Raw genomic sequence first — 20,342 nt, forward strand, 5'->3', positions numbered from 1 at the left:
ATCTTGTCAGTGTCAGTTTTTGAGAAAACCCAGATTTCATGCGCCTTGCAGGCCGACCGATCCCAATCCATTGAGACACCCATCGCTAACCAGTTGAATTTGTTCAACTTTTAACCGGACACTACTGAGGTCCTGAATCATTTCATTTCCCGGGCGAAGAAGGCCGACGCTTTTTTTAAGAGTTCATTGTCCGATTGCAATTGCCTGACCTGAGACTCCAATTGCCGAATGCGTTGCTGCTCGGCCGTCAATGGTTTGCCAACACCTGGGCGCCCGGCCGCCTCTTGGTCGTACTGCGCCAGCCAGCGGCGCACCGCGCTGTCAACCAGATCCAGATCCTTGCTGACCTGAGCCACGCTCAGATTCTGTTGTCGGACCATCTTGGCCACTTGCAGCTTGAAGGCTGCGTCAAACGCCCTGCGCGCTCTTTTGTCTTCCATGTTCGTCATCTCCTCTGGGGTCTATGGGCCCCTATCGAGGTGTCCTATTTCATTGGACCATGACAGTTGTACTGGGTCTGCTCCATGAGCTGGCGCTCCGAGCGCACGCTGTAGAGCACCTGGATGAGCATGGCGCGCAGCAGCTTCTCGGGGGCAATGCTGGGGCGCCCGCCCTTGATGTCGGCCGCATACATCTGGGCAAACAGATCGTCCATCTTCTCCAGGGCCTTGTTGACCATGATGCGGATCACCCGCAGGGGGTGGTCGGCGGGCACGAAGTCATCGAGATGGCGCATCGTGAACAGGCTCTCGGTGAAGGTGTCGGCTCCGCGCATGGATGGCTCGTCTGTCTGGTCGGTAGGGTGCCTTGATTGTCGTGGCAAGGCGTCAACCGAGGAGTGACGGTGGTGGGTATTTCAGCAGCCTGTTAGGGGTTCACGCCACAAAAGCCCATCAAAAAACCCCTCGGCAGGCGAGGGAAAGCCTGCCGGCATATGGAAATCCAGCAGATTGATCGTCTCCGCAAGGGTGCTGGCAGCCACGGGCCGGGAAAGATCGAGGGTTTCGGCAGGACAGGAGTGCTGGATAAACAACCAGCATATCCAGGCCGCGCAGCCCCAATGCCTTGTTTTTAAGCAACCGCAGCAAAATTAGAGCTGACGCCACTTGCGCGAGTTGTTCCAGCAGTTGTGCACAACCTTGGACATGGTCCGCGGGGATAACCGGGGTGCGCATGCCGGGATTTGGGGACCACTGATTCCGGTTACTCGTTATAGAGGGAAAACTGGGCTACTTGGCACCACGAACCCTGCCCCATCGTTCAGTCCCAGCAAGCACTCTTCACATGCCCCCTGCATCAATTTCTGCTCGCACCATAACCGTGGTGACCGAATCCATATTGCTTCGTCCTAGCCTTGCACAGATAGCTCGCACGCTGAAAGAATGCCGCAACGGATTCCGGATCGTCGCGGAAGAGCGTGTAGGACGGATTCTCTGGAAAGTGCACCAAGGGCTTCACGCTCTCAACCGTCGCACCCAGGGCACTTGCCCATGCCTCCCAAATTCGATTGACCGTGTTTCCACCGGAACCCTGGTAACGACCCAACCAATTAAAAGCATCCCCATTGAAAAGAACTACGAAGTGGTAGTGCACTCTCCCAATATCACCCACCTCTCTGACCCAAAAATATCTGACCACGGTGTTGTGAACAAAGGATACCGTCTTAGCAGCACACTTCCTGTTATGTCGAATCTTTGCCTTGAAGGACTCAATGAATCTGGACACAACGGAATTGCAGAAGCCATCAGAATTGGCATCAACATCAGCAGGCATATGAAGATCAAACCTGAACGCAAAGACCCTTCGATACTGACTCAGAGCCTTTCCAACAACCGAATTCAACGCCTCAAGATACTCCCTTATCATCGGGTAATTCCCACCCATCAAAGGCATAGAATTGTATTCACCAGAAAAATGCGGGTGATGATTCTTATTCAAGTTATCATAAAACATGTCAATCCTTACATAAATAAATTAGGTCTTGAGTGATATATTTATATTCTATATATCCATATATATCTATACTACCAATACCTAGTTCGCAAACAAGCAGATAGCGCCCACCAAAATACTGCAGACCCAAGAAACCAAAGGAACATTCACAAAAATACAAAGAATATTTACTCTGGAAAAATGGGATTCCGATTAATTAATTCTCAAACTCTTTCGCAGTCGCAGCCACTCATCCACTTCTTCTTTGATCCATCCTACTGACCGAACCCCCAGCTTTACCGGCTTCGGAAACTGATCATTCTTCATATACAAATAGAGCGTTGATCGCGGCAAACCGGTCAACTCGCTCACCATTGGAAATCTCAAAACGCGCATGCTTTGTACTCTTTGGTAGTTTGTCCAAAGCATTCGTTCGGGGTATATTTTTTTTCCCAAACGGGATCCACAAGCTTCGCTGTTTCGAGCGGAACAGATGCTTTAGCAGGCATAGACACTGAAGATCCAGAACACCCTCTCCAGGCAGCATCAACCCATGGCGCACTGTTCTGAAAGTGTTTCATCAAGAGAACAGAGGCATGGATTGTCTATAGAGCACTAGGCCTATAGAGTGCCAGCATCTACAACAAAACATCTACAATCGTTCTAGTTAGCATCTTGAAGCCTTCTATTTATCGTTTAGAATTATTCTGTTAAACATCAGGATCAATTCCATATTACTTCTAGAATAAAATGGCCATTCTACCCAATGACAATCTTGCAAGAATTATCGGAAACGAGGCTTACTCAAGCCGCATTGAGTCATTCGTATGGATTTCGCTCACACAAAAAGATCCATCGCTGACCAATATAAAGACAACACCTTCTAGTCTTAGGGATTTTCTCGCGAACCACCTACACCAAGACTGGGCTCTCGCAAATGAGATCCGACACGACCTGCAATTCAATATAATCCCAGAGCACTACTTAAATTGGATAACCGACAACTATCGCCAGTCGCGCTGGATACAGACGTACATCACGGCGTACATCGCTCAAAGCCGGAGTGCATGGACCCCAAACACCTCCCAAGCCGTCCCACCTCCAACCCCTGCAGCATTCCAAGCCGGCATTCCGCATCATTTACTCAGAAGGGAGCTAAGCATCGCAATTTTTGACTATTTGACTTCCAAAGCATTCACTAAAATGGAGGAAGCAATCGAGTACTGCAAACGGATGCAGCATGATTGGCAATATCACACGAGACAAGACCTGCATTTGGCATGGCTAGACGACGCCGACGCAGAGAAAAAGAGAGATTTTTTCTGGGGATGGCTGAAATCCAGGGACTACCTCCTCACCCATGGACAATCACAATTCCTGAGCCATGAGGAATTATTAATCTTCTTCGATCAAACTCGATTTTCGGCAACCGCAAAGGAGGTTTTCGGCAAGGAGGCCAAAAAAACCTGGAGTCAGAAACAGCGCAGAGAGAACACGAAGGACAAGAAGCAGTGCAATTTCGTACTCTCCGAGAAGACTGTGTTGAAACTCGAAATGCTCGCACACAGGCATGGATTAAGCCGCACAGAAATCATTGAACTGCTTGTTGAGTCCGAAGCCAAGCATGAACGCTACATATCAGAGCGACTTGAACGAAAAGCCCTCCTGACAACACCACTCGAATGAAATTAACAAAAGAAAAGCAACCTGTACCGGACGTCCGGTACAGGCTGCTCGTTCTGTTGATTGTTTTCTTAGTTGCTGGAGGCCTCTTTCCGAGGCGCTGCGCCGCAATACTTAGCCCAATCGGACATCAGGCCAGCACGCTTGGCCAAGAGGTCACCTCGCTGGTAGGCTGCTTCAACGCCGTCGGCCAATCTATGGGCCAAAGCGTGTTCGCACACCTCACGAGGATAGGTAGTTGTCTCGCCCGCCCAGTCACGAAAGGTCGAGCGGAATCCGTGCTGAGTTAGTCCAGCTCGCCCCATGCGACGCAACACGGCCGTCAAGGACATATCGGAGAGTTGGCCTCCCCTGGGTGCAAGGAAAACGTGATCGGTATTTTCATCACGCGGCAACGCCTTCAAAAGTGCGATGACCTGGCTGGCCAGGGGCACTCGATGTTCTTTGCCTGCCTTCATACGTTCGGCGGGGATGGTCCAGATTTTGTTTTGCAGGTCGATCTCCGGCCACTTGGAACCGCGTACTTCGCCTGAGCGGGCTGCCGTCAGGATCGCAAATTCCAATGCGCGGGCTGACACGCCTTCCTTGGATCGCAGTTCAGCCATGAATGCGGCCATCTCGGCATAGGGGAGTGCAGCATGGTGCTCGACTTTCTGCACTTTGTTGCGAGCGGGTAGCTCGTGTTCGAGGTGGCCTTTCCAGCGGGCTGGGTTCTCTCCCTGACGGTATCCCCGAAATGCAGCCCAATCCAGGATGGATTCAATGCGTCCACGCAGTCGGCTGGCCGTTTCTGTTTTGTTGAGCCATAGGGTCTCGCCGGCCTTGCCCACGGATTGCTGGAGCACGTCCAGCACCATTCCCGTATCGATCGACGCCACAGGGAGATGGCCGAACTTCGGATAGACATAGGTCGCCAGCGTGTTGGTCCACTGCTGGACATGCTTTTCGTTCTTCCAGCCGACTCGATTGGCATCGATGTACGCAACCGCGCAGTCCTCGAAGGTCTTGGCTTTGGCCGTCTCCACTGCCAACTGCACCTTTGCTGCCTGACGCTTCAGAACTGGATCTACGCCATCACGCACCTGCTTCCTCAGTTCACGAGCGCGATCCCGTGCTTCACCCAGGGAGACCTCGGGATAGCCTCCGAGCCCAACATCCCTACGGTGAACGGTAGTGCGGCCATCACTACCAACACGCGAACCAACGGCAATGCGCAGCACCCATGCCCGAGATTCACCCGAAACGCGAAGATGCAATCCGTCCACGCCGCCCACAGCGTGACGTCCTTCGGTCTTAAGCTTCGAGACTGCCAGCGCTGACAGCTCCTTCGCCTTTCTTGGCATAACACTCTCCGTCGAACTCTTTGACCCACATCTTATCCCACATAAAGATCTGGATTTGGCGAGATCCGGCTGGACGTCATTAGACAATCAAATTTCGCAACATGTTGATTTTTAATTGTTTTCTACTGTTCATTAGAAAGTGCTGGACACCAAGAGAACGGACGCCCTCTCCGCCATTGATACAGTAAAAACGAGCCCTCTGGGCCCGTTTTGCTTTTCGCCGATTCCACAGCGCTGCCTTGAATTTCCTACGGCGGCAGGCTCTTGGGTCAGCCAACCTTCGCTCTACCCACCCAGATTGCAACCGACCGTAACTCCGCTTCTGGAGTCGCAGGTTTCGCCGTTGTCTTACAGACGGAACCGACGCGGTTTGTTGAAATCTCACCGACAAGCCATTGAGGCTCGTTGGGGGTCATTGAGGCCTCCTGATCCTTTTCTTTTGTTGAGGATTCGCGCCATGAACCGCTACCACTTTCAACCCGGTACACGCGCCATCGTGGCATTCACTGTCACGGTGGTGCTGGCCGTTGTGGCTGCCGTGCTGGGGTTGCTGCCCGATATTGCCGTGCAGTCTGCCGACTCCATGACGCACCTGCCCCATCAGCTGGACCAGTTGTTGCCAACCTCTCTGTTTGAGTAGGCCTGAGCAAGCACCCTATTGTCATTGCCCACTGCCCACTGCGGCGTGCTGGGGATGTCACGGCGGTGCGGAGCGCCGCTGGGAATGCTCCCACCAACGGCACCACACCGATCACTCCTGCTTGCCGCCACGCTCGACAACGGCGATGCGCCGCCGCAGGCTGGCAACGGCCTGGGTATCCCCTGCGGCCCGCGCCCGCTCAACCTGCACCAGCAGCCAAGCCAGCAAGGGTCTGCGCCAGCCCTGTGCCGATGCTGTTTCCACCGCGATCGACAGGGTGGCAGGCGTGGCATGACCGGTTTTGAGCAAGACGCCCGCCGCGACCAGGCGCGAAAGGGGGTCCTCAATGCCGGAAAGCTGGGCCCCTGCATCTGTTTGCGCGGCCTGGGCCGCGTTGCGCTGGGCAGGGGGCAGTAGTTCCATGTCTTGCGACGTGAGCTGCCCGGCCAGATAGTCCGCGTAGGCTTTTTCGGCGGCGGGGGCATCTTGGCGCAGCGCGTCAAACCCGGCACATGGTTCAAACACCAAGCTGGCCACACGCCCGGCGCAGCGCAGCAGTTCCAGCCGGGCCAGCAAATCCAGGCGGCCCGTGCGGGCGAGGGCTTCGCGGGCGCGGTTCCATTCCAGCTGCTCGACCCGGGTGTCACCCGCAAGATAGGCGTCCTGGGCCTTTTGCGATGCCCCATGGGCGTCTATCTGCCATTCGGGGGTCGGTGGGCCGCTGGCACAGGCCGCCAGCGCCAGGCCAAGGCACAGCGCACTCCAACGGTAAACGCGCTTCGGCACTGCGGCGAGGGTGGTCATGGCAGTTGCAGCTCCGTGTTGCGGGCAAAGGGCCATTTGCGGTTGATCTCGTTGACCAGGCTTTCCACTTTGCGCAGGTTGCTTTCCACCTCGGCGCGTAGGGCGCCCAGGTCGGTAGTGGCCTCGCGTGCGTTGGCGCCAACGGCTTGCGCCTCCACCAGCACCGCGTCCACCTTTTTGAGGCTGGTGCGGGTGTCGGCCAGCAGGCCATTGAGTTGCACCACGGTCGCCCGAACCTCGGGCACCAGGGCGTCCTTGCTGCCATCCTGGCCAAAGACCTGGCGGTCGGCGCGCGCCACCATGCCATCGAGGCGGGCGAGCAAGGCATTGGTGCGGTCCAGCGTGGCCACGATCTTTTTGGCATCGGCTTCGCTGCCCATCAGCACACCCAGCGCGCCGCCCGGCCCGTTCAGCCGTGCGGCCAGTTCCTGCACCTGACCCAGGCTGGTGCCCAAGGCGGCATCCTGGGCCGTGAGGGCATTGAGATTGCCCAGCAGTTCACGCGCTGACGACATGAGCTGGGGGATTTCGGCCGTGGCGTCGCCGCGCAGCACAGGGCGCACAGCGCCATCGGGCAAAAGCGGGTCGCTGAGCATGCCGGTGTAGGCACGGATATTGGTGCCTCCCACGAGGCCACGCACCAGCGTGAACACGCTCGACTGGCGCAGCCAGTGCGCGTCCTTGCGCGGCACGTCCACAAGAATGCGGGCATTGCCGTCGTCCGACAGCTCAATGCGCCGCACCCGGCCGATGGGGAAACCCGAGAACGTCATGTCCATGCCCACCACCACGCCTTCGGAATCGTCGGCCGTGAGCACCAGCGTTTGCGTGGGCTCAAAGGCGCCGCGCGCATACAGCAAATACAGGCCCGAGCCCACGATGAGCGCCAGGGTAAACAACAGCAGCGCCATGGCCTTGAGCTGCAGATGGGCCACCGGGCGCAGTGTTTCGACCACCGGCGTAGGTTGCGGCGAGGTGGAAGGGTTTGGGTCTGTCATGGAGCGCTGCAAGGGTTCGGTAAAGCCATCGGTATCAATAGTAGTTGCCGACGAGCGAGCCCACCTCGATCAGCAGCAGCACGGCGAACATGCGTGCGAGGCCGCCCAGCTCGGAATCGGGTGTGACGCCCTCGCCCGCGTCGTACATGCCGGCCGTGGTGGGAATCAAGGCCACGGCCAGGCTGGAAAACAGCGTCTTGAGGGCAAACACCAGCGTCACCGCGGGCGAGAACACATGGCCGAACATGCGCGTGTAGCTGGGCAGGCCAGCCAGGTTGAAGCCATACACGCTGATGTAAGCCATGATCAGCGCCACCACGCACGACAGCGCTGCCAGCGTGATGCTGGCAAACACACCGGCGACCACACGCGGTAGCAGCTCCATGCGCACGGGGTCACCGCCCTGGGCACGCAGGGCGTCAAAGTGACCCGACTGGCGCAGCAGCGCCAGCTGGGTGCCATGGGGAATGGTGCAACGCATCGCTACAAACAGCGTGGCCGTGAGCGGGATGAGTTCGAGTACCAGCACGCGAATCACCATTTCGAGCGCATAGCGCGACAGCCCATAGCTCAGCGCCGTCACCACCACGATGCGCGTGATGACCAGTGCCAGCAACGCCGCCAGCACCGTGAACCCCATCAGGATGGGCGCCGTGTCGAGGTAAATGTGGCGCGCCAGCGTGCGGCGTGCCGCCCGGGTGTAACTGGAGGGCGACAGCACCAGCACCAGCATCACCGCGCCGAGGTACACAATGCGCCCCCAGGCCAGCGCCCAGCGCCGAGCGGTGCGCCACAGGCGCTCGGGCAAGGAATATCCGGGCAGGTGGGAGAGCATGGGGGGATCATAACGTCCGCACCGCTGTGGAATTTGAACAAAATACCACTCTAGCGCTTTACTGGTAAGCGCCTACAGCTACTATTTTAGTAGCGCCAGAGAGTTTTCTCAGACAACGTCCAGGCAACCCGCCAAAATGAAGATGGTTGGCACATAAAACACACGCAAGCGCTTATCCATAAAGCGTTAGATGCTATTATTTTGATTGCGATATAGCCCCCTCTCCCTCACGGCCCGTGGTTGACACAAAGCAAGCCCGGCCTGCCCCGTGCGTGCTCCAATCCACTCCCGCCACGCCCCACCACCATGACCCGCACGACCACTGCTCCCGCTCCCGCCATGCCACCTCCCGCCGCTACCGCACCGCACACCCTCACCGAAGACGCGGTGGCGGTGTTTACCGGCGTGCTGCTGATCTCGGTGGGCGTGGCTTTTTTCACCAGCGCCGGGCTGCTGACCGGCGGCACGGCCGGGCTGGCTTTTTTGCTGCACTACGCCACGGGCATCGGCTTTGGCAAGATTTTCTTTGTGCTCAACCTGCCTTTTTACTGGCTGGCCCTGCGCAAGCTGGGGCGGGCGTTCACGATCAAGACCTTTGCCGCCGTGCTGCTGCTGTCGGTGCTGACCGAGTTGCAGACGCAGTTCCTGCAGTTCTCGCACCTGCAACCTCTGTATGCCGCCATCGCAGGCGGGTTGATCACGGGCACGGGCTTTCTGGTGCTGTTTCGCCACCGCTGCAGCTTGGGCGGCGTGGGCATTCTGGCGCTGTATCTGCAAGACCGGTATGGCTGGCGCGCCGGCAAAGTGCAGATGGCGGTGGATTGCTGCATCGTGCTGCTGGCACTGTGGTCGGTAGAGCCCCTGCGCGTGGCCTGGTCGATTGCCGGTGCCGTGGCCCTGAATCTGGTGCTGGCCATGAACCACCGGCCCGGGCGCTACATGGCGGTGTAGCCCCGCCATACCCATCCCTCTACCCGGGTACTTCGCAGGCGTGGTCAAAACCCCCGTGCTTGCCCGCAGCAGTGATGGCGGCCAACCCCACGGCAAGAAGGGGCACCGCGCCACCAAGGAACCTTTTCGTGGCGGCGTCTATCATTTACCTATGCGTCGCATTCTGTCGTTGGCTTTGGTCGTCATGCTGGTCCTGAGGGGCCTCATGGGTACCGCCATGGCCGCCGGGGTGGTGCCACCGCTGCCGATTCAGTCCGTGCAGACCGTTCAAAATGCAGCCCCAGCAACCCCCACTGCGCATGCCAGCGCCATTGCAGGGCACCCAGGGCACGCACTGCACGCAACCCCGGGCGATGACCACCATGCCGCGGCGCCGGTCAACTGCCACGACACCCCCACCAGCGAATGCGGCCCGCACGAACACAGTCCCAGTTGCGCGGACTGCGATATCTGCCACTCGGCCATGCTGGCGCCGCCCGCGCTGCCAGCGCAGCCCCTGCACCTGCGTGGCGCAGTGCGGTCTGCGGACAGCGTTCCGTTCGCCAGCGTGCAGGCCGCACGCACCATCAAACCACCCATCGCCTGATCTCCGACGCCCGAAGTGCGTCTGCCACGGCCTGAACCCGCTCCCCCGGGGCGCATCAGGCGGCAGCGCAATGTTCTGTTCGTTGTCTGGAGATCGCCATGCGCGCCCCCGATTCACTGTTTTTTTTCTCCGGCAGACTGCACGCCTTGGGCTGCTGACGCCTTTGATTGCGCTGGCCCAAAGCCCGGCCTTCCTGCAGGATGCGGCCAACCCCGAAGCGCCGGGGGCCCCGCTCGTTCACCCTGGCATGGCGCCCTTGCCGCTGGGGAACAGCACGCCCGCCCCCAACGCCTGGCGTGAGGCCCATCAAGCAGTAGCCGCATTTCCGCGCGGCCACGCCGACATCCTGGCGTGGGAGCAGCAGTCTGCCGCAAGCCCCGCCCTCAGCCCGACGCACACACCGCCAGCGACACCGGGCGGTCAGCCGCATTCAGGCCCCGGCACCCAGCCCATGCGCCACCACATGCCAATGCACGGGGGCAAACCATGAATGCCTTCCATCGCGCGTCCCTGCTGGGCGCTGCGGCCGTGCTGGCGGGCTGCGCCAGCGTCGCACCCGACGGCTTGCGCGGCGACGTGGCCGCGCTCACGGCAGGCCGCACCGGGGGCACAGAAGCCGCCCTGCCCGCCACCGACCCTACCGCCCGCACCCAGGCGCAGCAGTCCATCAACGACTGGCTGGCCCAGCCCATCACGCAGGATGCCGCCGTGCGCATTGCACTGCTCAACAACCCCGGGCTGCACGCCCGGCTGGCCGCGCTGGGCGTAGCCGATGCCGAACGGGTGCAAGCCATCACGCTGCCCAATCCGCACCTGGCTCTGGGGCGCTTTACCAACAGCCATGAGCGCGAGATTGAGCGCACGCTGGCTTTCAGCGTGCTCGACCTCGTCACCCTGCCCTGGCGCACGGCGCGGCAGGCCGAGCGCCTGCAGATCGCCACGCTGCAAACGGCGCAAGACGTGGTCACGCTGGCCTTTGATACCCGCCGCGCCTGGCTGCGCGCCGTGGCCGCCGAGCAGGTGGCTGCAGCACACGAGCGCATGGTCGAAGCCGCCGAGGCCGGGGCCGAGCTGGCCCGCCGCATGGTGCGCGTGGGCAACTGGAGTCGCTTGCAGCAAGCGCGCGAACAGGCCGTGCTGAACGACGCCCGCGCCCAGTTGGCCCGCGCCCGCTTGGCCGCCGCCACCGAACGCGAGCAGCTCAACCGCCGCATGGGCGTGTGGGGGCTGCAAGCGCAATACCGCTTGGCAGCACCACTGCCCCCACTGCCCGCCAACGCCTTGCCTGCAGACGGCATCGAAGCCACCGCGCTGCGCGAGCGCCTTGATGTGCAAGCCGCCCGCCGCCAGCTCGACACCCAGGCCACCCGCCAGGGCTGGAGCCGTGCGGGTGCCGTGTTTGGCGATATCGGCGTGGCCTACAGCCGCAACACCACCACCGACCGCGATGGCGGCCACCGTGATACCACGCGAGGTTGGGAGCTGGAGCTGCCCCTGCCGTTGTTCGACTGGGGCGGCGCAGCCCGCACCCGTGCGCAGGCCGAGGTAGAGCAAAGCGCCGCCCAGTTGCAAGACACCGCCGTGCGCGCCCGCGGCGAAGTGCGTGCCGCCTGGCTGACCTACCGCACCGCGCTCGACCTGGCGCGCCAGCAGCAGGGCGAGGTGGTGCCGCTGCGCCAGTTCATCAGCGACGAGACCACCTTGCGCTACAACGGCATGCTGGCCAGCGTGTGGGACATGCTGGCCGAAGCGCGCAACAGCACCCAGGCCGTGGCCCACGCCATCGAAGCGCAGCGCGACTTCTGGCTGGCCGAGACCGACCTGCAGCTTGCCCTCACAGGCACCTCACCGGGCGCCTTGCAAGGCTTGGCATCTGGTACCGCAGCCACAGCAACCCCTCAAGGCCACTGACATGAACCGCCGCAATTTCTTCTCCGGCGCGGCCACGGCTGTGGCCGCAGCTTCCGTCAGCCGCGTGGCCATGGCTGCGCTGCCCGAGCCCGCCATGCAGACCAGCGCCGACACCGCAGCGCCACTGCACCCACCCACGGGCCGCCCCTACCACCCCGTGGTCACACTCAACGGCTGGACCGCCCCCTGGCGCATGAACGCGGGCGTGAAAGAGTTCCACCTGGTGGCCGAGCCCGTAGTGCGTGAGGTGGCGCCCGGCTTCATGGTGAACATGTGGGGCTACAACGGCCAAAGCCCCGGGCCCACCATCGAAGTGGTCGAGGGCGACCGCGTGCGCATCTTCGTCACCAACCGCCTGCCCGAGCACACCACCATCCACTGGCACGGCCAGCGCCTGCCCAACGGCATGGACGGGGTGGGCGGGCTCAACCAGCCCGCGATTCCGGCTGGCAAAACCTTTGTCTATGAATTTGTGGCACGCCGCCCCGGCACCTTCATGTACCACCCCCATGCCGATGAGATGGTGCAGATGGCCATGGGCATGATGGGCCTGTGGATCACGCACCCCAAGGCCGCGCACCCGCAGATTGCCAAGGTGCAGCGCGACTACGCGTTTTTGCTCAACGCCTTTGACGTGGAGCCCGGCAGCATGACGCCCAAGGTCAACACCATGCTGGACCACAACATCTGGTGCTGGAACAGCCGCGTCTTCCCCGCCATCAGCCCGCTGGTGGCGCGCCTGGGCGAGCGCGTGCGCATCCGCGTGGGCAACCTCACCATGACCAACCATCCCATTCATATCCACGGGCACGAGTTTGAAGTGACCGGCACCGACGGCGGCCCCGTGCCCAAAAGCGCGCGCTGGCCCGAAGTGACCACCGACGTGGCCGTGGGCCAGATGCGCCAGATTGAGCTGATGGCCGACGAGCCCGGTGACTGGGCCCTGCACTGCCACAAGAGCCACCACACCATGGGCGCCATGGGGCACAGCGTGCCCACCATGATCGGGGTGGACCACCGCGGCCTGGTCGGAAAAATCCAGAAGATCGTGCCAGACTACATGGTGATGGGCGAGCGCGGCATGGCCGACATGGGCGCCATGGAGATGCCGCTGCCCGACAACACCTTCCCCATGATGACCGGCACTGGCCCCTTTGGCCCGCTGGAGATGGGCGGCATGTTCACCACCTTCAAGGTGCGCGCCAACCAGAGCGCGGGCGACTACCGCGACCCGGGCGACTTCCCGCAACCGCCGGGCACACAGGCCCATGAGTGGACGGGCGCCGCAATGGCGGGCGGCACGCTGGGGCGTCGGCCTGCTGGCGGCGGCCCACCTGGTTGGCCTGAACGCGTGGGCCTGGCAAGAGCGCGACGCGCTCGCCGCCAAGCAAGCTGGTGTGCGCAATGCACTCACCCAGACATTTCCGAAGGTGCAGGTGGTGGTGGATGCCCCGGTTCAAATGGAGCGTGAGCTGGCCGTGCTGCGCCAGGCCGCTGGCAGCGTCTCGCCACGCGACCTGGAGCCCCTGCTGGCTGCGGCGGGCGCGGCCCTGCCCGAAGGCCAGCTGCCCAATGCACTGGAATACACCGCAGGTGAGCTGCGCCTGCGCGGCATCACGCTGACGGACGAAGAGCACACCGCCATGGTCACCCGGCTGCAGACCGCGGGTTATGGCGCCCGCATGGACGATGGCAGCCTGTCGCTGCGCGCGGAGACAACGCCATGAGCACCCCCACCCACCACACCTTGCAACAGCGCTGGAAGGCCCTGGCCCCTCGCGAGCAAAACCTGGTTCTGGCTGCAAGCGCCATCGTGGCCCTGGCGCTGCTGTGGTGGGTGGCCCTGGCGCCAGCCCTGAAAACGCTGCGCACGGCCCCCGCCCGCCATGCCGCCCTGGATGCCCAGTTGCAGCGCATGCAAAGCCTGCAGGCCGAAGCCTTGCAACTGCAGGCCGCGCCGCGCGGCACACCGGGCGACGCCGTGGGCAGCCTGCGCGCGTCGCTGACCCAGCGCCTGGGCGCCACCGCCCAGCTCAGCCTGGTGGGCGACCGCGCCACCATCGCCCTGAAGGGCGCGCCCGCCGACGCCCTGGCGCAATGGCTGGCCCAGGCACGCAGCAATGCGCTGGCTGTGCCGGTGGAAGCCCGTCTCACGCGCAGCGCGCTGGCGGCTGCGGGCGCAACGCCACCCGCCACCCTGGGCAATGCGCCCGCTGCGGCGGCGCCGCGCTGGGACGGCAGCCTGGTGCTGGCACTGCCCGCGCGCTGAACGGCGTCCCTCTCGTGTTTCGCAACGTGTCTTCTTCCCTGCGTCCCCGCCAGCGGTTAGCCGCCACGGCAGCTCCGCGCTCGCCCTGGGGCTGGGCTGCAGCCGGGGTGCTGGTGGGAGTGCTGCCTGCGGTGATCAGCTTTGCGCCAGCACAGTGGCTGGCCCGGGCGGTGGACAGTGCCACCGGCGGGCAAGTGCTGCTGGCCCAGGCACGCGGCACGGTGTGGACCGGCTCGGCCCAGCTGGTGCTGACCGGTGGCGGCGCCAGCCAGGACCGTGCTGCCCTGCCCGGACGGCTGGAGTGGCAGCTGCGCCCCACGCTGCGCGGCCTGCGTGCGCAGGTGCATGCCGCGTGCTGCATGACCGCGCCGCTGCAGGCCCGCCTGGATGCACGCTGGGGCGGCGCGCGGCTGGCTCTGGCCGATGGGCAAAGCCAGTTCCCGGCAGGCCTGCTGACCGGCCTGGGAACCCCCTGGAACACCCTGCAACCCCAGGGCCAGCTGGCCGTGCAGACCCAGGGCTTCGAGGCCGCCTGGGCCGCAGGGCGCATGGCGCTGACCGGCACGGTTCAGCTCGACGCGCGGGCGATGTCGTCGCGCCTTTCCACCCTGCGCCCCATGGGCAGCTACCGGCTGGTACTTCAGGGCGGAGATGTGCCCACGCTCACCCTGGGCACGCTTGACGGCCATCTGCAGCTGAGCGGCAGCGGCCAATGGGTAGGCCAGCGCCTGCGCTTCACGGGCGAGGCCAGTGCCACGCCCGAGCGCGAGGCGGCCCTGGCCAATCTTCTGAACATCATCGGACGGCGCAACGGCGCGCGCTCCATCATCACCGTGGGTTGATCCTATGACTTCCAATCTTTCGCCCCAACTGCGATTTGCTCTGAATACGATAGCTGCTTGCGCTTTACTGGCAAGCGCTAGCGGGCAAATTCATGCACAAACGGCCATCGGAACCGGCACCAGCAGCGTGCGCCCGGGCGAGCCCGTCACGCTCAACTTCGCCAACGCCGAGATCGAAGCCGTGGCCCGCACCATGGCCACCATCACCGGCCGCAACGTGGTGGTGGACCCGCGCGTCAAAGGCCAGCTCACCCTGATCACCGAACGCGCCGTGACGCCAGCGGCCGCCTTCCAGCAGTTTCTGGCGGCGCTGCGTCTGCAGGGCTTCACGGTGGTCGAGTCCGCCGGCCTGTACAAGGTGGTGCCCGAGGCCGACGCCAAGCTGCAGGGCGGCAGCGTGAGCGTGTCGCGCGGCGGCGCCCCCGGTCCCGGCGGCGGGCAGATCGTCACGCAGATCTTCAAGCTCAACTACGAAAACGCGGCCAACCTGGTGCCGGTGCTGCGCCCGCTGATCAGCCCCAACAACACCATCAACGTGAACCCCGGCAACAACTCGCTGGTGATCACCGACTATGCCGACAACCTGCAGCGCCTGGCGCGCATCGTGGCGGCCATGGATGTCTCCAATGCCAGCGATGTCGAGGTAATCCCGCTCAAGAACGCCGTGGCCGCGGACCTGGCCCCGCTGGTGGCGCGGCTGATTGACGGTGGCAGCGCAGCCGCCCCGGCGGCGGCCCAGGGACAGAGCGACACCTCGTTCAAGACCACGCTGATTGCCGAGCCGCGCAGCAACGCCCTGATCCTGCGCGCCGCCAACCCCGCCCGCGTGGCCCAGGTGCGCGCGCTGGTGGACAAGCTCGACCAGCCGCCCGTGCCCGGCAGCAGCGCGGCCAGCGGCAACATCCATGTGGTGTACCTCAAGAATGCCGATGCCACCAAGCTGGCGACCACGCTGCGCGCGGCCATGTCGGCCACAGGAGGCGGCAGCGGCGCTGCCGCAGCGGGCACTTCCGGCTCTGGCGGGCTCGCGACCTCTGCGGTGTCGTCCAGCACGGCATCGGCCAGCAACTCCAGCAACAGCGCCGGGCTGGGCGGTAGCGGCGGCCTGGGCATGGGCGCGGGCGGCGGCTCCAGCAGCGCCAACAGCAACCAGCCCTCGACCGGCGGGCAGATCCAGGCCGACCCCACCACCAACTCGCTCATCATCACCGCGCCCGAGCCCCAATACCGGCAGCTGCGTGCCGTGATCGACAAGCTCGACGGCCGCCGCGCGCAGGTGCTGGTGGAAAGCCTGATCGTCGAAGTCACGGCCAGCAAGCTGGCCGAGTTCGGCATCCAGTGGCAAAGCGTGCTGGGCAGCAAAGGCGATGGCGTGGTGGGCGCCATCGGCACCAACTCGGCGGTGTCGGGCGGCAACATCCTGAGCCTGGCCGCAGGCATTGCCTCGGGCAGCACCTCGGCGCTGACCTCGCTCGGCGGGGGCCTGAACATTGCGCTGGCGCCGCGCGTCAACGGCCAGTATTACCTGGGCGCGCTGGCCAATTTTCTGCAAAACAGTGGCGATGCCAACGTGCTCTCCACCCCCAACCTGATGACGCTGGACAACGAAGAGGCCAAGATCGTCATCGGCAACAACGTGCCCTTTGTCACGGGCTCGTATGCCAACACCACGGGCAACAACACCGTGAACCCCTTCACCACCGTGGAGCGCAAGGACGTGGGCCTGATGCTGCGTGTGCGCCCGCAGATCAACGAGAACGGCACCGTCAAGCTGGCGATTTACCAGGAAGTCTCGAAGATCGACGGCAACACTCTCAAAGACGTGAACGGCCCCACCACCAGCAAGCGCTCCATCGAATCGAACGTGCTCGTTGAAGACGGCAGCATCATCGTGCTGGGCGGTCTGCTGGAAGACAGCTACCAGCAGGCCGAGGACAAGGTGCCGCTGATGGGCGACATCCCCGTGCTGGGCAATCTGTTTCGCAGCGAGAACCGCTCGCGCAAGAAGACCAACCTGATGGTGTTCTTGCGCCCCGTGGTGGTGCGCGATGCCGCCGCCAGCGACGCGCTGATGCTTGACCGCTACGACGCCATCCGCGCGCTGCAGCAGGTTGCGCAGCCCGCCCCCAGCGCCGTGATGGGCTCTGTCTCGGGCGCCCCGGTGTTGCCCGCGCTGCGCCCCGAAACCGCTCTGCCCACACCGGTTTACGCCCCCGCGCCCATCAGCACGCCCATCACAACGCCCTGAGCAGCCCCGCCATGCGCCACCCCCTGCCCTACGCCTTTGCGCGCACCGCCCAGTTGCTGCTGGAGGACGACGGCCAGCAGCTGGTGCTGTGGCACGGCCCCCAGCCCAACGCCAGCGCGCTGTCGGAAGTGCTGCGCAAGCACCCCGTGCAGCAGTTGCTGCCGCTTGATGCCCATGGCATGGCCCAGCGCATCAGTGCGGCCTATGCGCAGGGCGAATCGAGCGCCGCCACCGTGGTGAGCGAGGTGGAAAGCGACGCCGACCTCTCGCGCATGATGCAAGAGCTGCCCGCCGTGGAAGACCTGCTGGAAACGGCCGACGACGCGCCCATCATCCGCATGCTCAACGCCCTGCTCACGCAGGCCGCGCGCGACGGCGCCAGTGACATCCACATCGAGCCCTACGAGCGCCACAGCAGCGTGCGTTTTCGCGTGGACGGCAGCCTGCGCGAGGTGGTGCAACCCAACCGCGCGCTGCACGCCGCCCTGATCTCGCGCCTGAAGATCATGGCCGACCTCGATATCTCCGAAAAGCGCCTGCCGCAGGACGGCCGCATCAGCCTGCGCCTGGGCACCCGCGCCATTGATGTGCGCGTGTCCACGCTGCCCAGCGCGCACGGCGAACGCGCCGTGCTGCGCCTCTTGGACAAGAGCGAAAGCAAGATCAGCCTGGAGGCCGTGGGCATGCAGGGCGACACCCTGCACCGCTTTACAGACCTGATCGCCCAGCCGCACGGCATCGTGCTCGTCACGGGCCCCACGGGTTCGGGCAAAACCACCACGCTGTATGCGGCGCTGTCGCGGCTGGACGCCACGCGCAACAACATCATGACGGTGGAAGACCCCATCGAATACGAGCTGCCCGGCGTGGGCCAGACGCAGGTCAACAGCAAGATCGACCTGACCTTTGCCAAGGCCCTGCGCGCCATCCTGCGCCAGGACCCGGACATCATCATGATTGGCGAAATCCGCGACTTCGAGACCGCGCAAATCGCCATCCAGGCCTCGCTGACGGGCCACCTGGTGCTGGCCACACTGCACACCAACGACGCTGCCAGCGCCGTCACGCGCCTGACCGACATGGGCGTGGAGCCTTTCCTGCTGTCATCGTCGCTGCTGGGCGTGCTGGCCCAGCGCCTGGTGCGCAAGATCTGCACGCAATGTGCGGGCAAGGGTTGCGACGCCTGCGGCCAGACGGGCTACGCCGGCCGCACGGGCGTGTTCGAGTTGCTGGTGACCACCGACGCCATCCGCGCCCAGATCCACAACCAGGCTTCCGAGGCCGACATCCGCGCCGCCGCTCTGGCCAACGGCATGGCGCTGATGCGCGACGACGGCGAGCGCCTGATTGCCGCCGGCATCACCAGCCGTGAAGAAGTGGTGCGAGTGACCAGAGATTAGGGGACGCCACCCGTGGCCCGGCAAAGCCGGTTCCACGGTGGCACTGGCCTGGATCGCGCAGGGTGCTGGCGCCGTCGCGCCATGAACCGCAGCTTGAAGCCCCGGAATTAAATGCTATACATTTAATAGCTGCTAGCGCTTTCTGCATAAGCGCTAGCAGCCAAAAACACCACTATTGAATCTGCAGCGCCACTTGCGCCTGCCGCGCCCTGGCGGGCTGGCGGCCGCGGGCCGCAGCAGCGGCGGGCAGGCCGCCTGGCTGCGCACTCGCGGCAGCACCATCGTGCAGCTTGAACTGGCTGACGGCGCGCGTCAGTTGCAGGGCCTGCTCACGCAACGATTCGGATGCCGCCGTGGACTGCTCCACCAGCGCGGCGTTTTGCTGGGTCATCTGGTCGAGCTGGGTGACCGACTGGCTGATGTGGCCGATGTTGTCGCTTTGCTCGGCGGCCGAGGCGGTGATTTCGTGAATGATGCCGGACACGCGGCGCACGCTGCCCACGATTTCGGTCATGGTCTGGCCTGCCTGGCTCACGAGGCGCGAGCCATCTTCCACGCGCTCGACCGATGAACCAATCAGCTCCTTGATCTCTTTGGCCGCCCCGGCGCTGCGCTGGGCCAGGCTGCGCACTTCGCTGGCCACCACGGCAAAGCTCCGGCCCTGCTCACCCGCGCGTGCGGCTTCCACGGCGGCATTGAGCGCCAGGATGTTGGTCTGGAACGCAATGGAGTCGATCACGCCCGTGATGTCGGCAATCTTGCGCGAACTGGTGGTGATCTGGTCCATGGTGCTCACCACCTGCGAAACCACGGCACCGCCGCGTGCTGCCACTTCGGCGGCCGACGAGGCAAAGTCACTGGCCTGGCGCGAGGCCTGCGCGCTTTGCTGCACCGTGCTGGTGAGCATCTCCATCGACGAGGCCGCTTCTTCGAGGTTGGCAGCGGTCTGCTCGGTGCGCTGGCTGAGGTCGTGGTTGCCCGTGGCGATTTCTGAACTGGCGGTAGAAATGTTGCCCGCCGCATCCTGCACCTGGCGCACCAGGCCGCGCAAGGATTGCTGCATGCGGCCCATGGCCGTCACCAGCTGGCCCACTTCGTCGTGGTTGAGTGCCTGCGTGTCGCGCGACAGGTCACCCCCGGCAATGCGCTCGGCCAGATCGCGGGCCTGGGCCAATGAACGGGTGATCGAGCGCACGCTCAGGTAGGTGAGCGGAATCAGCACCGCCAGGGCCAACACCAGGGCCACGCCAATCAGGCCGGACATGGTGGCGGCGAGGGAGTCCACGCCCTGGCGCGCCTCCTGCATCTGCTCCCGGGCCGAAGTGGCCAGGCGAGAGAACAGCTGGTCGGTGGCTTCCATGTGTGTTTTCAGCCGGTCGGCATAGGCGCCACCACCGGCACCGTCGATCTGGGCGCGCTCGATCTGGTCGAAGATCGGAACAATGCCGGCTTCGTATTGCTTGATCTCGTCGAGCGATTTGTCGATAGCGGCCACAAAGGCCGCGTCGCCCGCCTGCACCTGGCGCACATCGGCCAGGCTATTGCGCAGGGCCGCCAGCGTCTTGCCCCAGCTTTCGCGCAGCGCCGCCACTTCCACGGTGTTGTTGAAGTTGATGATGATGTCTTTCTCGGCACGGCGCAGGTCGCCCAGCGCGGTGCGCAGATCGGACATGTCGGTCAGCGTCTGCACCCGTTGCGAGAACAGCACCTCCAGCGTGCCGCGGGTGCGGTCCAGGGCAATGAAACCCATTGCACCAATGATCACCAGCAACACCAGCGAAAAGATCGTGCCGAAATACAGGCGCGTACGAATGGAAAGTCGGCCCAGAGCGTTCATGGCTCACCCTTACAAATTTTGACAAGTACCCTGACAAAGCAACTTTAATGCCACGCCATCAAC

Annotated in this window: 20 protein-coding genes and 2 pseudogenes; 12 read left to right on the forward strand and 10 right to left on the reverse strand. The window is 63.3% G+C overall.

The annotated features are described in order from the left end of the window. Nucleotides 1-87: 87 nt before the first annotated feature. The 5 genes and pseudogenes from DTW89_RS12535 to DTW89_RS12550 all read right to left on the reverse strand — a co-directional run. Nucleotides 88-449: pseudogene (locus DTW89_RS12535) on the reverse strand (transposase); the annotation flags it as partial. A 56-nt stretch (nucleotides 450-505) separates the two neighbouring features. After that, a pseudogene (locus tag DTW89_RS12540) lies at nucleotides 506-775 on the reverse strand (transposase); the annotation flags it as partial. 81 nt (nucleotides 776-856) lie between these two features. Beyond that, entirely contained in the window at nucleotides 857-1,033 is a 177-nt protein-coding gene (locus DTW89_RS19395) for a hypothetical protein (RefSeq protein WP_161555639.1), read from the reverse strand. A 263-nt stretch (nucleotides 1,034-1,296) separates the two neighbouring features. Next, nucleotides 1,297-1,953, reverse strand: coding sequence for an inovirus Gp2 family protein (locus tag DTW89_RS12545; RefSeq protein ID WP_114656193.1), 657 nt, complete (start codon nucleotides 1,951-1,953; stop codon nucleotides 1,297-1,299). A gap of 192 nt (nucleotides 1,954-2,145) precedes the next feature. Next, complete coding sequence (locus DTW89_RS12550; RefSeq protein WP_330863503.1) at nucleotides 2,146-2,361, reverse strand: AlpA family transcriptional regulator; 216 nt, start codon at nucleotides 2,359-2,361, stop codon at nucleotides 2,146-2,148. Between the two features lie 321 nt (nucleotides 2,362-2,682). On the opposite strand from DTW89_RS12550, the gene DTW89_RS19325 reads away from it, so the two are divergent. After that, nucleotides 2,683-3,618, forward strand: coding sequence for a hypothetical protein (locus tag DTW89_RS19325; protein ID WP_147277657.1), 936 nt, complete (start codon nucleotides 2,683-2,685; stop codon nucleotides 3,616-3,618). A 68-nt stretch (nucleotides 3,619-3,686) separates the two neighbouring features. Here DTW89_RS19325 and DTW89_RS12560 read toward each other — a convergent pair whose 3' ends face one another. After that, nucleotides 3,687-4,958 carry a tyrosine-type recombinase/integrase gene (locus DTW89_RS12560; protein ID WP_114656196.1) on the reverse strand — a complete coding sequence of 424 codons (1,272 nt, stop codon included), beginning with the start codon at nucleotides 4,956-4,958 and terminating at the stop codon, nucleotides 3,687-3,689. A 457-nt stretch (nucleotides 4,959-5,415) separates the two neighbouring features. Between DTW89_RS12560 and DTW89_RS12565 the strand changes: the two genes are divergently transcribed. Further along, nucleotides 5,416-5,598 carry a hypothetical protein gene (locus DTW89_RS12565; RefSeq protein WP_024814804.1) on the forward strand — a complete coding sequence of 61 codons (183 nt, stop codon included), beginning with the start codon at nucleotides 5,416-5,418 and terminating at the stop codon, nucleotides 5,596-5,598. A gap of 111 nt (nucleotides 5,599-5,709) precedes the next feature. Here DTW89_RS12565 and DTW89_RS12570 read toward each other — a convergent pair whose 3' ends face one another. From DTW89_RS12570 to DTW89_RS12580, 3 genes are read right to left on the reverse strand one after another with little or no spacing between them, the layout of a single operon-like run. Further along, nucleotides 5,710-6,402, reverse strand: a complete 693-nt coding sequence (locus tag DTW89_RS12570) for a hypothetical protein (RefSeq protein ID WP_114656197.1) — start codon at nucleotides 6,400-6,402, stop codon at nucleotides 5,710-5,712. Beyond that, complete coding sequence (locus DTW89_RS12575; RefSeq protein ID WP_024814802.1) at nucleotides 6,399-7,400, reverse strand: MlaD family protein; 1,002 nt, start codon at nucleotides 7,398-7,400, stop codon at nucleotides 6,399-6,401. The genes DTW89_RS12570 and DTW89_RS12575 overlap by 4 nt, the downstream gene beginning before the upstream one ends. Before the next feature lie 34 nt (nucleotides 7,401-7,434). Beyond that, nucleotides 7,435-8,235: an MlaE family ABC transporter permease gene (locus tag DTW89_RS12580; RefSeq protein ID WP_024814801.1), complete on the reverse strand. Its 801-nt coding sequence runs from the start codon at nucleotides 8,233-8,235 to the stop codon at nucleotides 7,435-7,437. 306 nt (nucleotides 8,236-8,541) lie between these two features. On the opposite strand from DTW89_RS12580, the gene DTW89_RS12585 reads away from it, so the two are divergent. From DTW89_RS12585 to DTW89_RS12630, 10 genes are all read left to right on the forward strand, one after another. Further along, on the forward strand, nucleotides 8,542-9,186 hold the full coding sequence (locus tag DTW89_RS12585; RefSeq protein WP_114656198.1) for a YitT family protein: 645 nt from the start codon (nucleotides 8,542-8,544) through the stop codon (nucleotides 9,184-9,186). A 151-nt stretch (nucleotides 9,187-9,337) separates the two neighbouring features. Beyond that, nucleotides 9,338-9,772 (forward strand): hypothetical protein, encoded by a 435-nt coding sequence (locus DTW89_RS12590; protein ID WP_114656199.1) that lies wholly within the window; start codon nucleotides 9,338-9,340, stop codon nucleotides 9,770-9,772. A gap of 163 nt (nucleotides 9,773-9,935) precedes the next feature. Continuing rightward, on the forward strand, nucleotides 9,936-10,262 hold the full coding sequence (locus DTW89_RS12595) for a hypothetical protein (RefSeq protein ID WP_114656200.1): 327 nt from the start codon (nucleotides 9,936-9,938) through the stop codon (nucleotides 10,260-10,262). Next, complete coding sequence (locus tag DTW89_RS12600; protein WP_114656201.1) at nucleotides 10,259-11,683, forward strand: TolC family protein; 1,425 nt, start codon at nucleotides 10,259-10,261, stop codon at nucleotides 11,681-11,683. The genes DTW89_RS12595 and DTW89_RS12600 overlap by 4 nt, the downstream gene beginning before the upstream one ends. A 1-nt stretch (nucleotide 11,684) precedes the next feature. Then, nucleotides 11,685-13,154: a multicopper oxidase family protein gene (locus tag DTW89_RS12605; RefSeq protein ID WP_442858109.1), complete on the forward strand. Its 1,470-nt coding sequence runs from the start codon at nucleotides 11,685-11,687 to the stop codon at nucleotides 13,152-13,154. Continuing rightward, nucleotides 13,123-13,410: a hypothetical protein gene (locus tag DTW89_RS20065; protein WP_442858110.1), complete on the forward strand. Its 288-nt coding sequence runs from the start codon at nucleotides 13,123-13,125 to the stop codon at nucleotides 13,408-13,410. Before DTW89_RS12605 ends, DTW89_RS20065 begins: the two co-directional genes overlap by 32 nt. Further along, nucleotides 13,407-13,952 carry a type II secretion system protein GspM gene (gene gspM / locus DTW89_RS12615; RefSeq protein WP_114656203.1) on the forward strand — a complete coding sequence of 182 codons (546 nt, stop codon included), beginning with the start codon at nucleotides 13,407-13,409 and terminating at the stop codon, nucleotides 13,950-13,952. The genes DTW89_RS20065 and gspM overlap by 4 nt, the downstream gene beginning before the upstream one ends. Before the next feature lie 26 nt (nucleotides 13,953-13,978). Continuing rightward, on the forward strand, nucleotides 13,979-14,794 hold the full coding sequence (gene gspN, locus DTW89_RS12620) for a type II secretion system protein N (protein WP_111867185.1): 816 nt from the start codon (nucleotides 13,979-13,981) through the stop codon (nucleotides 14,792-14,794). Nucleotides 14,795-14,798: 4 nt separating this feature from the next. Next, a complete protein-coding gene (gene gspD / locus DTW89_RS12625) occupies nucleotides 14,799-17,042 on the forward strand; it encodes a type II secretion system secretin GspD (RefSeq protein ID WP_114656204.1) in 2,244 nt (747 codons plus the stop codon). Between the two features lie 11 nt (nucleotides 17,043-17,053). Next, the gene (locus DTW89_RS12630; protein ID WP_024812936.1) at nucleotides 17,054-18,442 is read left to right on the forward strand and encodes a GspE/PulE family protein; all 1,389 of its coding nucleotides are present in this window, start codon (nucleotides 17,054-17,056) and stop codon (nucleotides 18,440-18,442) included. A 172-nt stretch (nucleotides 18,443-18,614) separates the two neighbouring features. On the opposite strand, the gene DTW89_RS12635 is transcribed toward DTW89_RS12630, so the two are convergent. Beyond that, nucleotides 18,615-20,279: a methyl-accepting chemotaxis protein gene (locus tag DTW89_RS12635; RefSeq protein WP_114656205.1), complete on the reverse strand. Its 1,665-nt coding sequence runs from the start codon at nucleotides 20,277-20,279 to the stop codon at nucleotides 18,615-18,617. Between the last annotated feature and the right edge of the window lie 63 nt (nucleotides 20,280-20,342).

It is taken from the genome of Acidovorax sp. BoFeN1, from assembly GCF_003345135.1.
GTDB lineage: Bacteria > Pseudomonadota > Gammaproteobacteria > Burkholderiales > Burkholderiaceae_C > Acidovorax > Acidovorax defluvii.

Excerpts from the sequence above, each read along its gene's own strand:
- DTW89_RS12545 (WP_114656193.1), bottom strand. The coding sequence starts at position 1,953 with ATGTTTTATGATAACTTGAATAAGAATCATCACCCGCATTTTTCTGGT.
- DTW89_RS12550 (WP_330863503.1), bottom strand. The coding sequence starts at position 2,361 with ATGCTTTGGACAAACTACCAAAGAGTACAAAGCATGCGCGTTTTGAGA.
- DTW89_RS19325 (WP_147277657.1), top strand. The coding sequence starts at position 2,683 with ATGGCCATTCTACCCAATGACAATCTTGCAAGAATTATCGGAAACGAG.
- DTW89_RS12560 (WP_114656196.1), bottom strand. The coding sequence starts at position 4,958 with ATGCCAAGAAAGGCGAAGGAGCTGTCAGCGCTGGCAGTCTCGAAGCTT.
- DTW89_RS12565 (WP_024814804.1), top strand. The coding sequence starts at position 5,416 with ATGAACCGCTACCACTTTCAACCCGGTACACGCGCCATCGTGGCATTC.
- DTW89_RS12570 (WP_114656197.1), bottom strand. The coding sequence starts at position 6,402 with ATGACCACCCTCGCCGCAGTGCCGAAGCGCGTTTACCGTTGGAGTGCG.
- DTW89_RS12575 (WP_024814802.1), bottom strand. The coding sequence starts at position 7,400 with ATGACAGACCCAAACCCTTCCACCTCGCCGCAACCTACGCCGGTGGTC.
- DTW89_RS12580 (WP_024814801.1), bottom strand. The coding sequence starts at position 8,235 with ATGCTCTCCCACCTGCCCGGATATTCCTTGCCCGAGCGCCTGTGGCGC.
- DTW89_RS12585 (WP_114656198.1), top strand. The coding sequence starts at position 8,542 with ATGACCCGCACGACCACTGCTCCCGCTCCCGCCATGCCACCTCCCGCC.
- DTW89_RS12590 (WP_114656199.1), top strand. The coding sequence starts at position 9,338 with ATGCGTCGCATTCTGTCGTTGGCTTTGGTCGTCATGCTGGTCCTGAGG.
- DTW89_RS12600 (WP_114656201.1), top strand. The coding sequence starts at position 10,259 with ATGAATGCCTTCCATCGCGCGTCCCTGCTGGGCGCTGCGGCCGTGCTG.
- DTW89_RS12605 (WP_442858109.1), top strand. The coding sequence starts at position 11,685 with ATGAACCGCCGCAATTTCTTCTCCGGCGCGGCCACGGCTGTGGCCGCA.
- gspM (WP_114656203.1), top strand. The coding sequence starts at position 13,407 with ATGAGCACCCCCACCCACCACACCTTGCAACAGCGCTGGAAGGCCCTG.
- gspD (WP_114656204.1), top strand. The coding sequence starts at position 14,799 with ATGACTTCCAATCTTTCGCCCCAACTGCGATTTGCTCTGAATACGATA.
- DTW89_RS12630 (WP_024812936.1), top strand. The coding sequence starts at position 17,054 with ATGCGCCACCCCCTGCCCTACGCCTTTGCGCGCACCGCCCAGTTGCTG.
- DTW89_RS12635 (WP_114656205.1), bottom strand. The coding sequence starts at position 20,279 with ATGAACGCTCTGGGCCGACTTTCCATTCGTACGCGCCTGTATTTCGGC.